Annotated in this window: 14 protein-coding genes and 1 pseudogene; 5 read left to right on the top strand and 10 right to left on the bottom strand. The window is 36.5% G+C overall.

Annotated features, from left to right (window positions below; all coding sequences use genetic code 11):
- Positions 1-197: hypothetical protein (locus tag KHM83_RS18805; protein ID WP_213238578.1), on the top strand; the 197-nt coding region annotated here is incomplete at its 5' end.
- Between the two features lie 24 nt (positions 198-221).
- Here KHM83_RS18805 and KHM83_RS18800 read toward each other — a convergent pair.
- Positions 222-1763 carry a DUF7309 domain-containing protein gene (locus KHM83_RS18800; protein ID WP_213238577.1) on the bottom strand — a complete coding sequence of 514 codons (1542 nt, stop codon included), beginning with the start codon at positions 1761-1763 and terminating at the stop codon, positions 222-224.
- Positions 1764-2059: 296 nt separating this feature from the next.
- Here KHM83_RS18800 and KHM83_RS18795 point away from each other — a divergent pair, with 296 nt between their 5' ends.
- Entirely contained in the window at positions 2060-2278 is a 219-nt protein-coding gene (locus tag KHM83_RS18795) for a hypothetical protein (RefSeq protein ID WP_213238576.1), read from the top strand.
- Between the two features lie 390 nt (positions 2279-2668).
- Here the strand turns inward: KHM83_RS18795 and KHM83_RS18790 are convergent, their stop codons facing one another.
- Both KHM83_RS18790 and KHM83_RS18785 read right to left on the bottom strand, forming a co-directional pair.
- Positions 2669-3958: a carboxylesterase family protein gene (locus tag KHM83_RS18790; RefSeq protein ID WP_213238575.1), complete on the bottom strand. Its 1290-nt coding sequence runs from the start codon at positions 3956-3958 to the stop codon at positions 2669-2671.
- 31 nt (positions 3959-3989) lie between these two features.
- Positions 3990-5348, bottom strand: coding sequence for an MFS transporter (locus KHM83_RS18785; protein ID WP_213238574.1), 1359 nt, complete (start codon positions 5346-5348; stop codon positions 3990-3992).
- A gap of 135 nt (positions 5349-5483) precedes the next feature.
- On the opposite strand from KHM83_RS18785, the gene KHM83_RS18780 reads away from it, so the two are divergent.
- The gene (locus KHM83_RS18780; protein WP_213238573.1) at positions 5484-6497 is read left to right on the top strand and encodes a LacI family DNA-binding transcriptional regulator; all 1014 of its coding nucleotides are present in this window, start codon (positions 5484-5486) and stop codon (positions 6495-6497) included.
- A 23-nt stretch (positions 6498-6520) separates the two neighbouring features.
- Here the strand turns inward: KHM83_RS18780 and KHM83_RS18775 are convergent, their stop codons facing one another.
- The 3 genes from KHM83_RS18775 to KHM83_RS18760 all read right to left on the bottom strand — a co-directional run bounded on the left by KHM83_RS18775 (position 6521) and on the right by KHM83_RS18760 (position 9061).
- Complete coding sequence (locus KHM83_RS18775) at positions 6521-7432, bottom strand: nucleotidyl transferase AbiEii/AbiGii toxin family protein (protein ID WP_213238572.1); 912 nt, start codon at positions 7430-7432, stop codon at positions 6521-6523.
- Positions 7429-8025, bottom strand: coding sequence for a type IV toxin-antitoxin system AbiEi family antitoxin domain-containing protein (locus KHM83_RS18770; protein ID WP_213238571.1), 597 nt, complete (start codon positions 8023-8025; stop codon positions 7429-7431). Before KHM83_RS18770 ends, KHM83_RS18775 begins: the two co-directional genes overlap by 4 nt.
- A 454-nt stretch (positions 8026-8479) precedes the next feature.
- The gene (locus KHM83_RS18760; RefSeq protein ID WP_213238570.1) at positions 8480-9061 is read right to left on the bottom strand and encodes a TetR/AcrR family transcriptional regulator; all 582 of its coding nucleotides are present in this window, start codon (positions 9059-9061) and stop codon (positions 8480-8482) included.
- A gap of 175 nt (positions 9062-9236) precedes the next feature.
- On the opposite strand from KHM83_RS18760, the gene KHM83_RS18755 reads away from it, so the two are divergent.
- Entirely contained in the window at positions 9237-10949 is a 1713-nt protein-coding gene (locus KHM83_RS18755; RefSeq protein ID WP_213238569.1) for an amidohydrolase family protein, read from the top strand.
- Between the two features lie 139 nt (positions 10950-11088).
- On the opposite strand, the gene KHM83_RS18750 is transcribed toward KHM83_RS18755, so the two are convergent.
- Entirely contained in the window at positions 11089-11250 is a 162-nt protein-coding gene (locus tag KHM83_RS18750) for a hypothetical protein (protein WP_213238568.1), read from the bottom strand.
- 239 nt (positions 11251-11489) lie between these two features.
- Between KHM83_RS18750 and KHM83_RS18745 the strand changes: the two are divergent.
- Positions 11490-12672, top strand: a pseudogene (locus KHM83_RS18745) (IS256 family transposase).
- A gap of 73 nt (positions 12673-12745) precedes the next feature.
- Here the strand turns inward: KHM83_RS18745 and KHM83_RS18740 are convergent.
- From KHM83_RS18740 to KHM83_RS18730, 3 genes are all read right to left on the bottom strand, one after another.
- Positions 12746-12931 (bottom strand): hypothetical protein, encoded by a 186-nt coding sequence (locus KHM83_RS18740; protein ID WP_213238567.1) that lies wholly within the window; start codon positions 12929-12931, stop codon positions 12746-12748.
- Positions 12932-13090: 159 nt separating this feature from the next.
- Entirely contained in the window at positions 13091-14503 is a 1413-nt protein-coding gene (locus tag KHM83_RS18735) for a tetratricopeptide repeat protein (protein WP_213238566.1), read from the bottom strand.
- A 17-nt stretch (positions 14504-14520) separates the two neighbouring features.
- The gene (locus tag KHM83_RS18730) at positions 14521-15138 is read right to left on the bottom strand and encodes a toll/interleukin-1 receptor domain-containing protein (protein WP_213238565.1); all 618 of its coding nucleotides are present in this window, start codon (positions 15136-15138) and stop codon (positions 14521-14523) included.
- Between the last annotated feature and the right edge of the window lie 138 nt (positions 15139-15276).

Here is a 15276-nt window from a genome sequence, read left to right as displayed (position 1 = left end):
CTCAATACATATATGCTATATGTATTGTAACAAATGACTACGGCAAAACAAGGGAGCTATTTCATCGTGGCATTGACAAAGCCAAAGAGCAAGGCAAAGTCAAATCACGTGGACTAAAACAGCAAATAAAAACTGCCAATGAGGTTACATCCCATTGGCAGCAATCCGTTCTTCTATTCATTTTACACGCATCCTAAAATGCGTCTATCTGGCTACGCTTTCTAGCTTTTAGTCAAGTGATCCAACAACTCATTATAAGCCCCGGTTAGCACCGGCAGTGTTTGCTTACGTTCTACTGAAATATTGAGCGAATCTACGATTGGCCAGAGTACTTTTAACACATCTTCATTTTGATAATGTATCTTTTCAGGATACATGCCAAGTTCCATGATCATGTCCATAAAATAGAGCTGAAATGCACGTTCATCCACTTCGTCTTCAGCAATATGCATGCCCAGTATAAGTTCATTGCTGCTGTCTACCGCCATAAAGGCATGTGGAAAATCAGCTAAGTACTCACTGCCTTCTTCAAAAATAGGGGTTGGCAAATAGAATAATCCCAGTTCCCATACATCGGCACTTTTCTTAAGTGTTTTCTTCGCTTTCGCAAGTGCAATTTCATTAATATAAACGCTAATTTCAACGCCCTTGCTAAAAACTTCAGCAAGCGGTCTAAAACGATATTTGAGATCTCCTAGCATCGTAAGTGTCACCGTTAATAGTTGTTCTTTCTCCAGCCACGCTCTCTCCTGTTTGTTTTTCTGCAAATATTTTAGTACCCTTATTAAGATTTCAAGCCAATCCGTCAATTCGGTCATTTCAATAATTTCAATGGGACAGATCATACGCCCCGGTTCGTTTACGCGAACAAACGGCTTTTCCTTTTCACCTTTAAATGAAACGCCCGATCTTTTTAAATAAGCAGAATCATACGTACAAAATTCAGAATCTTCGCCAAAATAAATCGCAGTAAACGATTGTTTATAAGCCAATTGCTGACTGTCTTCAACTTGATTTAAAACATCAAAGTAACTCGCCAGCCCCTCCGTACCTCGGTAAAAGATGATTGCCCTGCTAATCCCCTCACGGCCAATGACGGAGACATAGATATTTTCATCCTCCTCCGGCAGCTCAAGTTCGATCACATCTGTTTCATCAATAATCTGCCATGGTTTCATTTTTTGAATCATCTTTGCTTGGATAAAAAAATCCTTTAAAATTGCATCCGCTTCATGATCTGCCAGCATACCTTCATCAAAAAAATAGGCGTCATCTGTTAAAATTTCCTCGGGCTCCATATCGCCAAAATGTTTCTTTATTAATTGCTCAACATCTCCACCAAAGAAAAAATCATCATCCAGTCCATCATCAAAGGCCATTTCATCGCTGACAATGCTGAGCCATTCAGCTTTGTTTTCTTTAATGGTCTCGTTTAAGCCGTTGAACTGATCGGCATTGATGATCTCGCGATCCAGCAAAAAGCGATAAAATTTCTTGATCCCCGTTATACAGTCTTTATAAAATGTTGGTGAGATCCACAATACTTTTCTTACGAGCCAGTCCGAAAAAAATTCATCGATATTTTCAATCCCTTCAGCAGCAGATTTTGGCGCGTAGTAGCTTAAGAACTCATTGATGTAGAGGCTCACATTTTCTGTGTGTTTATTGACCGTCTTTTCTGAAAGATTGCTTTGTACCATTGATTCTCTAAAGTCTTCTACTAGTTTTTTATTCTGTTCAATCACTACTGGTTTCTTCTTCATAACTGTCAATATCACCTTTCAATACGTTAATCATTGTCTCTATTTTCAATTACTTCTAAGCCCATCATATAGTGCTTTTAGCCATTTTTCAAGTACCTTACCGCTATAAAAATGATGCGTTGAATAAGGCAAAGAGAAAAATGCTCCATGAAATGCTGTTAACACTGATATATTCACCTATGCATGCTTATAATTTTTCAACTTAACGCTTAGCAACTGTTTATGATTCCATGCCACGCATCGTTATGTTATACTCATTAGAGTTGTAGCCTTATACAACAGAAGGAGGCGTTTCCATGCAATGTCCAAATTGTCACAGCCAAAACATTGAAACCGGTATTGCAATTGCCAAAGCCGGCGATGCACATACGGTTGGCCCAAAATACGAGCATTTATTCGTTTACTGCACAGCACAAATGTATTGTGATTTATGCTTAGATTGTGGTGAAATTATAAGATTTTACATCAATGAAGCAACCAATAAAAAGTGGGTCAAAAAAGCCGGAATTTCATGATAATGCTTATGAAACAACGATACTATTATCTGTTAATTAAATAGATAAACAGTGTCGTTTAGGATCAAATATTTAAACCTTGTTATTCAAATTTTTTATTGTTGACACCCATTGATAAACCTGAATTATTCATCCAGTTTTATATCATCAATCCCGCAGATCTATCTAAACAGCACCCACGTCTGGAAGCCGTGTTAAATGCATTGACAATATAATATTAATTAAAAGGGACAGCATCAGAGCGATTACAATATCATGTATTTTATAACTTGATATGCTTCGTCTTTTGATGGCTGTCCTTTTACGGTTGCAATCGTTATCGAAAGTTTTTTGTTGACTTTCTCTTATTCTATTCGACAAACATTCCAACTAAGAAATTAAACGGAGGTATCATCTAAAAAATCGAATAAGTTTTTTACTTGGTGATTGATGAACTTCTCCTGTTTTAGCAAAATCACACCATATTTTTCTTAGCATATGACTTTCAGTTTCAATTGTTTCATTAGGAATATCTTTTAATAGCAAAGCGTTGCCCCAAACCGCTTTATTCCAAAACAATAGTGGCAGTTCCATTGTATGGGCAGACTTAAGCGCGTTCGTCTTCGAGCCAAAGTTAAAGTGATAAAGCGTAGAATGACCACCCGCATTTTTGATAAGGTAATGAAAATCTCTCGCCCCTTTTGCATAAACTTTATGAGTGGTAAGCATGACAACCAGTGCACGAAGCAAACCACCAATGATCGGAAGTTTTAAATACTTGTTCAGAGCATCAAATGCGTTTAAAAAAACGCTGGTTTCATGCTTGTTATACCCTACGAGGACGTCAACTTCTTTTGCGCGTTTACGCCATTCAGACTCAATTTTAGATTCTGGCGGCAGTGGCAATTCACCATATTGTACGCCAAAAGGCATACCTGATTGTAATCCCATCTTCTGAGCGTTTTTAAGCATTTTTCTTTGAACATCAAGTAATTCATCCATAGTCCCTTGCAAATTACTAATTTTAGCAATCTCAATTAACTTTTCAGTAACAGCACCTCGATTCTTCCTAAGACCAAAAGGTGCACTTTGGATGATCACTCTCTGAAATAAATGCTCAGTTTCATGACATGCCATTAAGTGAGCAATTAAATCACCACCGGCGGATTGTCCAAATAAAGTGATGTTCTCATCGTCGCCACCAAAAAAATGTATATATTTTTTTATCCATTTTAGAGCAGTAATCACATCTAAAAAGCCCAGATTTGAGGGTATATCGTTAAAACCGCCAATAAATCCCCATAAACCTAATCGATAAGTGACATGAACGACGAGTACATCATTTTCTTTTACCATCAAAGAACTGTCAAATCCTATAGCATCCCCACAACCACCGACATAGCCACCACCGTGAATCCAAATCATAACAGGAAATGACTTCCCTCGAAGCGGACGGTTAATTGATATCAATTGACAATTTTCGTTAAATGGCATGTCTTTCAACAGATCATGGCCAAAATATTGATTAAAGGCTTCGTCAATAAGCTGCGGGCAAGCACTCGATAGCGATGACGATGAAATGGAATCCACCATTTTGCAGATTTCATATCGATTTGAAACGGCATAGGGCATAGCCGGAAAATGTATGATGCCATTTTTTTCAATGCCTTTTATTGAGCCAATAGGGGTATGCACGATCATAGTAGCGCTCCTTATAATAATGGTTTTAAAATTAGCGGTATCTCTCGTTGAGCAGTAACACACCTTCTTCTTTCGATAGGATATTGAGATTGATTTGTGTCATCACTTGCACGTCTTTATCCCGTAATTTAAACATTATAAACGGAATGAGCGATAAAACAATGCCAATTGCAGGGAAGATAGTCATAAAAAACCACAGCATTTGCGACACACTTTCAGGCTGAACGGCATTAACACCTTCAACAAAACCCGCTCCATCTAGAAGAAGCAGTGTGATTGCGCTACAAAAGGCAGCAGTCATTTTCGCACAAAAAGTTTGAAGGGAAAAATAGAGCGCTTCAACACGTTTGCCTGTTATATAATGCCCATACTCAACAATATTCGGTGTGAAAGTATAAATAAGCATGGCTTGTGCGCCAATAAATATGCCTCTAATCGCTATAAGAATACAGAACAAGAAGAATTGATCGTATCCAATAAAATAATGAGCAATTCCCGTTACCGCAGTCCCGATTAAACTAATCATCAACAGAATATACTTGTCAATTTTCCCTTGAATCTTTGGAAGGACCGCAGCAGAGGCAAAAGTAGGCACAAGAAGCAAGAGAAATACCACTGTTGTGTATGCATCATTCCCGAGACAATACCTCGAAAAATATGCAAGTGTGATAAGAATTGAATTAGTCGCTTGGCTGATAATTACCCCAAGGAAGAATAAAACAAAATATTTATTTGATTTAATCGTTGACAGTATTTCTCGGAAGCCTAAATTTTCGGATTGATTTGTTAACACACGTTCATTAATATTGCGATGAAGCGGGAACATCATGATAAATCCTATGATGGCAAATAAGAGCCCCGTTTTGGCCCAGCCGAAGTTCATATACATGATAGGCCCTAAAACAGCAACGACTGTAACGGCTAATATACCGCCAATATTTCTCAAACCCATGATAACATTTCTTTTTTGAACATCATCGGTTAAAACATTTACCATTCCGAATTGAGGAATGTCCGCCATTGTAAAAGCAGTTCTATAAATTAAATAGCCTACAAGAATCCAAATAAACTTAATCTGGGGACTAAAATGACTCGGCAACGAAAATAAAAATAGCGCAGACAGTGGCAAAGTGATGGATGCGATCTTGATCCACGGTTTATACTTGCCATTTTTCATATGTGACTTATCAACGATGGCACCGAAAATAGGGTCATTAATTGCATCCCATATTTGAGCGATTGCTGAGATAAAAGCAACTGCAGCAGCTGTTACACCCAAGTCTGTAGAAAAAATATTAATGTAGTTTGTTGCAAATTGGAAAAAAAGTGCCGTTCCCCAACAAAAAAACATATAAAGCAATAATTCCTTTTTAGATATCCTTGTATCCATCGTATCCTCCTATTAACGCCAGCATGCAGGCTGCATCTTGGTTTAATTGCCCCTAGTGCAATTGTACGGGAAAACGTTTACATTACAAGGCGAATTATATATACTGTTTACAAAAGCATACAATCGGGAGTAAAAATGGTAGATATAAAATTTATCGCAAAAATGGCAGGCGTTTCAACAGCAACCGTTTCTAGGGTACTAAACAAATCGAAGCCTGTTAGTGCGGAACTTGAGAAAAGAGTCCTTGATGCAGTTGTAAAATACAAATATTATCCGAATATTTTTGCAAGAGTATTAGTGAATAAGCGATCATTTATGATATGCATCTTGATAGAAGAGGCGATCAATCAATTTCAATCACTCATACTTCCTCTGGTAAGCCGTTATTTGTTAGAAAAAGGTTATCAAGCCATTATCAACATTGTGAGTGCAGATACTGAAGAGAAAATAAGAACGTTTGAAGCACTGGAAGCAAAACAAATAGATGGGGTTATAGCGTTTTTTTATATTGATGAGAGAACGATAAAACGAATAAAGAGCAAAACTCAAATACCGTTTATCCAATCAGAACCTTTGGTCCATAGCGTCAGTTACTATGAGATGAATCGCAAAGCGGCGTATCAAGCCACGCAATATCTGATTGATCTAGGGCATCGGAAAATCGCAGGTTTTTTCGCTGAATCTTATGAGAATAGTTTCCTGTCTGCAAGGTATGAAGGCTATATACAAGCACTTCACAAAGCGGATATTGAGATTAATGAAAAGCTATGTATTAAGAAAAACATTTCTATGGCCAATAGTATTGAGATGGTCAATGAATTATTAGATCAATCAGAATTACCAACGGCATTGTTTTGTGTATCAGACGAACTTGCAATAGGTGCCATGTTTCAATTAGCTCAAAAAGGATTGAAGGTGCCTAAAGATATATCCATTATTGGATACGATGGGATTCCAATGGGCAAGCAAATAGATCCAAAACTCACGACGATTGAACAGCCCTTTGCGTTTTGGATTAAATTGATGATTAAAGAATTGCTAGGTACAATTGAAGGCGATGAAACGGTGAATATTTCTCAGACAGATATCGTAAAATATTCTCCAAGACTGTTTATTGGCGGTACTTGTGATAAACCACGAGAAGTATGATGGATCAATGATGTTGATAATCACTAGGTAGAAGCCTGTTCCTGCCACTTTTTCTGTTCAGCAGACCAATCCATGAAAAATTCTCTTTCCTCAATCGATGCTTCGAACACCGGTTGCAGAAACGCTTTTAAACGGGAAAGGATAGATACAAATTCCGGTAGTTGTACCTGTATGGATGGTTGAAATCTAGTCCACTGTGCTGATAAAAAAGTATTATCGCTGAATGCGGAAATACGGTCAAAACTATTTGCTTCATACACCGTCCCCCGATGTTGTATAGTTTGCCAGATGGCTTCCTGTAGCTTTCGCCCATCAAAATCAAACATACTGGACAAATAGTAAATATCAAAAAAATCTTTCATTCGACTTGTAGCTTCCATACGTTTCAATATAGCATCAAATTTTTCTGCTATGGTGCTTTCTAGAGAATAGGTATAAACTTCGGGTTCTTCAAAATCTGTTAACCGTGTTTTAATACATCTTTTTACGGCTTTAGGAACAATCACATCATTCATACCAATATCAATCGAAAATGGTATTTTCACTTGTTTTATGCGACCAATGAACTTTACTGACACCCCTTGGTATTCCTTGTCAGGTGTTATTATTTCAGCATTCACAACCTCGATTTTAATATAATCATTAGCTGTTTGAACTTGGCTAATTTCTTCAATAACACCTTTGACTTTGTCAATATCATTTGAAAGTTGGCGCATCAGAAAGTCTATGTCCTGTGTTGCTCTGCTTTGAAACTCAGTAAGGGTATAAATGAACAATCCGCCCTTTAAAACAAAGTTACTGTTGTATTGTGACAGCGACAGCCGTCTTAAAAATTCTTCTTGGCAAAATAACTGTAAGCACATCTGGTAGCTTAATCCTGTTTCTTTTGCCTGCTTTTTTAACCGCGCCAGTATAGACGCTGCTATGTCTTTCATAGCCATACTCCTATGATTTTACGAACCTTTTTTTCTGTTCGCAGTATCTTTGCATATTCCATTAGACGAGGAACATTTTTTTGAGGATCTCTTATATATGACTGTATTGCCTTGTTGAAAATTTCTGCATCCATTTTATTTTCTTGACGCAGACAATCACAGATAATATGCTCCCTGTTAAAAATTTGTAGCGTCACATTTTCAATCTCAACAGTATCCACACCTAATTTCATTTGTTCTTGCGAAAAAAATACAGGTTTCACCATCGGATAATCAATCTTAAACCTTGACCGTGTATATCCTCTGTCCACTGCCAAGTACCACATCGCTGGCGTTCGATCAGTATATCCATAATATTGCAACGCACTTTCTCTGCAAATCACTGCGTCTGGAAATAGGCGAGCAATCGTTGCCGCCTCACTGAAAGCACGTTCATCCTGCCATTGATAATATCCGTGCCGAATTCTCTCAACATAGCCTTGCTTCACAAGATTAGCGAGGTAATGAGAATATATTTTATGTTCTTGAATTTCTTTTGCTTTCATAATGCCGCCATGGGCATCAAATATCTGTTTTGCCTTCTGAATATCCATTTCAGCATCCTTTCTAAATATCATAGGTATAATTTTCTATATTTATCATACGCGTTTTTAATTAATGCATCAACATGATTTTGAACACAACTGTGTCATATTGTGTATATTTTCTTGTTGTTTTCTTTGAATAGCTAGTACCCATTCAAAAAAGTCCTCTTAGCGATATAACCAAGAAGACTTTTTAAATCAAATTATTTTAACAATTCATCATATGTCGTATTCAGCGCATCCCTTATCGCTCTCAACTGTGTAGCTTGAATATGCTGAATGCCCCTTTCAATTTTCACAAGCGTTTCTCTCGTGATTTCTACACCTTGAAGCTGTAATAAACTCACTAACTCTTTTCTGATCAATGGTATCAAAATCAGTGAGATAGATGGAGAAATGTGTCTTCACATAGACAAATCTGTTACCGCTCCTGAGGCTCAACCCTCGATAATATGCTTTCCACCTATTTTTCAACCAGACCGTGAAAGTAAAGGTGTACTAATTGTGCCATTTGCGCTTGATCATTTGCTTGAATGCCACCATCTTCAAAAATCTTTTTTAACCCCGCACTGAAAATTTCGCTATAGAGGTAGAGGGCTTCATTGTCAATATGAGAATCTATATAGCCTTGTACCTTCCCTTGGTTAAAGAATTCAAACATCATCTCCCGAAGCCGTTCATTATAACGCACAAAGGCCAGAGATATATTTACAGAAAACAAAGCTTCGAGAAAATCCCCATTCATCATGCTGAATGAGGCGATCTTTGTCATCATAATTTTATTCAGCTTCTCTAGGAAATCACCATCTGAATCCATCAACTTCTTGGTTTCGTGAATAGCTTTATCATAAAAGTCAGCGATGATCTCATCAATGAGCGCCTCCTTTGAATCGAAGTATTTATACACGGTCGCCTTGGAAACATTGGCTTTCGATGAAATCTCATCCATAGAAATCTTCTGAATACCATATTGATTACACAATACCCATGCTGCATTTTTGATTTCTTCCATTTTCTTCAGTTTTCTTTTTTCGTGTCCATTCATTGTCAATGCCCCTAAACTTAAATTAATTGTATTATAGAGCAAAGCAATTCGAACGTCAAGTTTTATAAACTATTTTATGGTTAATAGTTTATAAAACTTGACAATACACTTTGCTAGAAATATAATAAACTTATTAAACTATTATAGTATTCAGAGTTCACAAAAGGAGTGCGCTATGGGAAAAGAACAAAAAAACTTTAAAAAGTGGGATACACATCACCATATCAATCCACCGTTCTATGAAGCATATGCTAAGAAAAATGGTTACGGTAACGTTTATGGCCTGCCGCATCCAAAATGGTCCCCCGATTTAATGCTGCACTGGATGGATGAAGCGAATATCGAAAGAGCTGTTATGTCCATTTCAACACCCGGCATTCATTTTGGCAACGATGCTGAGAGCCGAGAAATGTCTCGAAAATGCAATCATTACATGGCAGATTTGATAAAGAAATATCCAAACCGCCTTGGCGCATTTGCTACTTTGCCTTTACCGGACACTGACGGTGCCGTGAAAGAGCTTAGATATGCTTTAGACACATTAAAATTGGACGGCATTGGTCTATTAAGCAATTTTAATCATCATTATTTTGGTGATGTGCGATTTGAGCCCGTATGGCAAGAGGCCAATGATCGTAAAGCGATTGTCTACGTGCACCCCACGAGACCAAAGGAAAGCATCCCTCAACAGCTCTTAAATTATACTTACTATTTAAAAATGGACACTGCAAAGACGATTATTAGCTTTATGAAAAGCGGTTACCATCTAAAATACCCTCATATTAAGTTTGTCCTTTCCCATGGCGGCGGTGTCCTGCCAAAGGTTATGAAATCTGCCCTGCAAGCGCTTAAAAAAGAAGATCCCAGTATAGAGGAATCTTTTGAAGTATGGCGAAAACAACTGTTTGCCGATACTGCACTCGTTTCCTATCCCGATGTGATGCTGCCAGAGATCATTAATTTCTTTGGGGCTAACCATGTCATTTTTGGTACTGACCTTTGCTGGGGTGCCGATAAATATAAGTATTTTATTCAACAGTTCTCAGAGACAGACATTTCTATGGAGATGTTTGAAAAAATATATCTAAAGAATGTTAACGCACTCTTTCGCGGTGAAAATGTACCCTATATACCAACCAAGGTGAAATTACATGCTACCGCCCACGAACCAAGCGTTACGAATTACCATCTGCATATTCATCCTAAAAATATTATTGCGCTTGCGGCTAAAAAATATAATGGTGAAATTAAAATGGATCATCTAAATACAGAGATTAAGCCCGCTCATGCCAATGCAATGATCTCATTCGATATACCTGAGGTGTGGAAACTTTCACGCAGCGAACGCAGGGAAATACTAATGCAGTACAACTTAAACATTTCGAAAATGAAGCAAGAATCGGCAATCAATGTAAAAGTACTTGCAGCAATTGATTTGGAAGATCCCGAACACAGCATCAACGAAATAACACATTGCCTTAATGTGCTCAAAATGGATGGTATTTGCCTTTATGTATCGGTTACGGGAAAATCATACCATGATATGTTTGATGACAGACTATTAATGAAGCTGGCACAAATTGATGTCCCTGTAGTAATTCATCCCAAGGCATCAGATGCATTTCCGGTTCTAGAATTAGCCTACTATGAAACGCTAGCCTATATTTTATGTTTGATTTATTCGGATAAGTTGGCGCATTTAAAACAGGTGAATTATATCCCAACGCACACAGATGATCTGCTTGAATTTTTAGGGCGCGCGGTCAACAGCATGCACTATGTTAATCCCAAGACAGACAAACCTAGAATTGGAAAAATCATTTGGGAGCTGCTTATTATGAAAAGAGAAGTTGTATATGAATATCTCAAAGAATTGGATGTCTATTAAATTAACATATCACTGAAAAAATTTACCATCAGATCGTCCCACCCTTGAACGCCACTTTTATCATTGACCTCTATTTCGCATAATAAAGGGACCGTTGCACCTCTAACTTCTTAGATTTGCAGCAGCCCCTTCATTTTTATCAACCTTCAATTTCTATTGTACTGCTTCCGGCCGCATCATATTCCTTTGACAGCGGCTCGATGGTAAAGCCTGTGAAGCCGTAAATCGCAGAAATAATTGGGTTTAAGTAGTTTAAGAAACACTCACGGTATCTATCAATATCTTCAATATAAAATATCAACCTAGATGCAAACCTCTTCTTATAGGCACTAACAGCATCCATTATTTCACTATTTGAATCCTTTATTGCGTTCAAATCGACCAAGATATATTGAATATGGTTGAGGTTTCTTAAGTCACCGATGATAAATTGCTGATAGAGTAAAATAAAGTGCGCAAAAGTAAATAAAAAAAGGAAAAGCCATCGGAGACTCCGAATAAGGTAATTGTCGAGAAAACCAGAAAGGAGTTTATAAACCGATGGCCTATCCAAATTCTACTTTACCTTTTGAAAAAATGCTATTAAAATTTGTCACAGAGAAAGATCCGATGTTAGAAATGCTCAAATGGCTTTGTGAACAACTCATGGAGGCTGAATTATCAGCTCAAATTGGTGCCGATAAATCTGAACGCTCAGATTTGAGAAACGGTTATAGAGCTGGTTATCGTCCAAGAAGATTTGATACACGTATGGGAACCATGTACCTTATGGTTCCAAAGCCTCGCAAGGGTGGATACATTCCAGTCTTCGTAACCGAGAGAAAGCGTTCCGAAGCTGCTCTAATAAACGTCATCCAAGAGGCTTTCATAAACGGTGTATCTACGAGGAAAATGGAAAAGCTCGCAAAAAGCTTAGGGATTGATTCTATTTCAAAAGGTCATGTGAGCAACATTACAAAAGAACTTAATGATCAAGTTGATGAGTTTAGAAGCCGTGATCTTGAAACAGAATACCCTGTGCTTTGGGTAGATGCTCTCTATGAGAAAATCAGAGATAACGGTCATGTAAAAAATATGGTTGTTCATGTTGTCTGTGGTATAAAGCGCGATGGAACCAGAGAAATTCTAGCTGTAGAGCCCATGTATGAGGAATCCGAAGCCAGTTATAAGTCTCTATTCGAAAAACTGAAAGACAGAGGCTTAGAGCGTGTATGGCTTGTTGTATCTGCCGCTCACAAAGGATTCAAGAGAGTCGTTCCTTGGCTCATCATGGCAGCGATGCAAAGTACATTTCATGCGAAATATTCTGGCGCATATACCTTCAAAACAGAAGCAAAACTTTGCTGCAAAGCTCAAACAGATTTGGCTACAGCCTGACTATCAAAGTGCTAAGAAATATGCAAATGACTTTATGGATGAGTATGAAGCGAATTACCCAGAGGCTGTGAAAACGCTTGAAGATGGTCTCGAGGATTCGCTCCAGTTTTACAACTTTGATAAAATTGATTCACGTAAAATTGCTTCTACCAACATGATTGAACGTTTAAATCGAGAGATTCGTAGAAGAACCAGTGTCGTCGGAATTTTTCCGTCTTTTGATTCTTACGTACGATTAGTAACTTCCTATTTGATTGAGTATAGTGAAGACTGGTCAACAGGAAGATGCTATATAGATTCAAAGGTCATTCAATTGATCTATGAAGAACGTCTTAAAACCGCATAACTTATTCGGATATCTCTGATGGTTTTTGCGCACATTACTTGACATTATCCTATTTTCTCATCCGTGTCTTGATTTAAAATTGCAACCCAATAGTATTTTCTTTTACTGACCGCTCTCCATCAAGGTCTAGTTCATCTTCAATGATAAAATAACCACCGGCGTAGTCGTTCTTGACCTTCATACCAATCGTTGTACCTGCAAACGACATGTCACCGCCGAGAATAGTAATCAAACAAAACAATAAAAACACTCTTTTCATGACTTCCTCTTTTTATAGCTTCACATGCTAAACACTTTTAAATTGAACAACTTCTTTTTACAATTTGGTTATAGCAGATTATAAAAATACTCTTTTTAGGGGAGAAATTTATGTAAAAGATATCTCTTATATTTTCAAGAGACCTCTTTTGGGCTAAAGCTATTCGTATTCATTTAAGATTGCGACGTATTCGTTTTCGATGAAATCAAGTTCATCTTTGGTGGCTACTTTATCAGCAACTGATATGAGTGATTCTAAGAGTACTTTATAGTTTTTAAGAAACTTGTCTGGTTGCTTAATTAGAAGAGTTTTGTAAATTTTTAAGCTTTTAAGCCTATGTTTCAGTTCGTTTGAAAATTCTTCTATTTGACTTAAATATTTTGATTTATTATGTTGACAAACAGCTAGATTGTGCCACGTCGTCCATAATTCTGGATAGTTCTCGCCATAAGTCTTTGACATCTTTTCTGCTACTTTTTCATACAGGGCGATCGCTTGGTCATATTGACCTTTTGAGCTTAGTGTCGAAGCCAGATTAACCCACATCTTCCATAATTCTGGATAGTCTTCGCCATAGGTCTTTAACATCTTTCCTACTACTTTTTCATATAGGGCGATTGCTGAGTCATATTGACCTTTTGAGCTCAGTGCCAAAGCTAGATTGTTCCACGTCGTCCATAAGGATGGATAGTCCTCGCCATAGGTCTTTAACATCTTTTCTGCTACTTTTTCATACAGGGCGATTGCTGTGTCATATTGGCCTTTTGATTCCAGTGCCCCAGCTAGATTGTTCCACGTCGTCCATAAGGATGGATAATCCTCACCATACGCCGTTAAGCGTTTTTCTGCTACTTTTTCATACAGGGCGATTGCTTCGTCATATTGACCTTTCGACTCTAAAGCTCGGCCTTTTAAAGACATCATATTTATTGTTCTCATGTGATCTTCTCCATAATTATCTTCACAAATTTTTATAATATCGTTTAATATGTTTAGTGCTTTTTCTAAATCCCATAACATGAGAAGCAATTCAATTGCAGTTTGATAAAAATCTGTATATTCATAAATATTAATATTTCTAATATCAATATTTTTTTCTAATAATTCATTTAAATAATCTTTCGCCTTCGTTAATTCATCTTTTTTAATCAATTCAGTTATAATTTTTGCCGAAAATTCAAAATACACGTGTTCTTCTAATTTCAATTCTTTTAAAATTCTATTCATGAGAGAATCATTATCTAAAATATATCCAATCTTGTATTTAAGTATCTTTGATAAATACAAAATCTCACTCTCACATTCACTATTACAAAACTCAAGCGACTTTAAAATCTTATAAATATTATCTATACTTCCTGTTAATTCATATAAATTTATTCCCATTAGAATAAACCAACTTAATGTACAAGATTCTTTCTCATCTAATTTATCGTAAAGGGCATTGTATATTACGACTAACTCATCATATTTTTCATTTTTAAACAATTTTTTCATCTTTAAAACTTGTAAGCCAATTTCTCTGTTATCATTATAAACATTAAAATAATCTGCAAATTCATAAAAATCCATATCCTTACCTCAACTTATTAAATTTTGTCAATATCAACATTCAATATCAAATCCATATTTTGTATAAGCTCATTATCGCTCTTCATTATTATTTGATTATTGATAGCATTTGTATTTTGATGTTGTAACTTTGGCTTTTTTAGATTGCTGGTTTCTGGATATAATTGTATAAGTTCTTCTTCTATTCTAGAAGTGGCATTTTCAATGAAATTATTGTGTCGTAATTTATCAATACGCTTATCAAATGCATATTCTAGCATTGAAATCACTTCATCATGAAAGAATTTTTCTTTGAGATCATCATGTATCATTGAATTATTCACTCTAATAAGATACGGCAAATTGCAATCTTTTAATTCTTTTTTCAAATTTATAGAGAATATAGTCGTTTTTTCATTATACCTTTCATGTTCAGCACTGAAATAGATGTATCCAAATTCCATTAAACAAAATTCACTTTCAAAATACTCGTCAGATAAAAGAATCAAGTAAAAATCACTATTCTTTAACAGTTCTTTAATTTTCAAACCATAGTCTACCCCGTCACGAATTGCATTTTGCTTACTGCTTATAAAAAATTCCTTTTCACTTACAGAAAATAGTTCTGAATATATTTTAATTAATAATTCTCCCAATTCTTTTTGTTTACTTGAATGAATATTTCACGATAGAAGCATCACCAAGTTGCTCATTTGAGCATCACTAATTCGCAATTAGAGCATCAACGATTTTTTGTTAGAGCATCACTTGAATTAAGTTGCGCACTGCCAAAA

It is taken from the genome of Fusibacter paucivorans (assembly GCF_018390735.1).
GTDB lineage: Bacteria > Bacillota > Clostridia > Peptostreptococcales > Acidaminobacteraceae > Fusibacter > Fusibacter paucivorans.
This window is presented reverse-complemented; position numbering and strand designations above follow the sequence as displayed.

Bases quoted from the DNA above. Each gene is read 5' to 3' on its own strand.
- KHM83_RS18800 (WP_213238577.1), bottom strand. From the start codon at position 1,763: ATGAAGAAGAAACCAGTAGTGATTGAACAGAATAAAAAACTAGTAGAA.
- KHM83_RS18795 (WP_213238576.1), top strand. From the start codon at position 2,060: ATGCAATGTCCAAATTGTCACAGCCAAAACATTGAAACCGGTATTGCA.
- KHM83_RS18790 (WP_213238575.1), bottom strand. From the start codon at position 3,958: ATGATCGTGCATACCCCTATTGGCTCAATAAAAGGCATTGAAAAAAAT.
- KHM83_RS18785 (WP_213238574.1), bottom strand. From the start codon at position 5,348: ATGGATACAAGGATATCTAAAAAGGAATTATTGCTTTATATGTTTTTT.
- KHM83_RS18780 (WP_213238573.1), top strand. From the start codon at position 5,484: ATGGTAGATATAAAATTTATCGCAAAAATGGCAGGCGTTTCAACAGCA.
- KHM83_RS18775 (WP_213238572.1), bottom strand. From the start codon at position 7,432: ATGAAAGACATAGCAGCGTCTATACTGGCGCGGTTAAAAAAGCAGGCA.
- KHM83_RS18770 (WP_213238571.1), bottom strand. From the start codon at position 8,025: ATGGATATTCAGAAGGCAAAACAGATATTTGATGCCCATGGCGGCATT.
- KHM83_RS18760 (WP_213238570.1), bottom strand. From the start codon at position 9,061: ATGAATGGACACGAAAAAAGAAAACTGAAGAAAATGGAAGAAATCAAA.
- KHM83_RS18755 (WP_213238569.1), top strand. From the start codon at position 9,237: ATGGGAAAAGAACAAAAAAACTTTAAAAAGTGGGATACACATCACCAT.
- KHM83_RS18740 (WP_213238567.1), bottom strand. From the start codon at position 12,931: ATGAAAAGAGTGTTTTTATTGTTTTGTTTGATTACTATTCTCGGCGGT.
- KHM83_RS18735 (WP_213238566.1), bottom strand. From the start codon at position 14,503: ATGGATTTTTATGAATTTGCAGATTATTTTAATGTTTATAATGATAAC.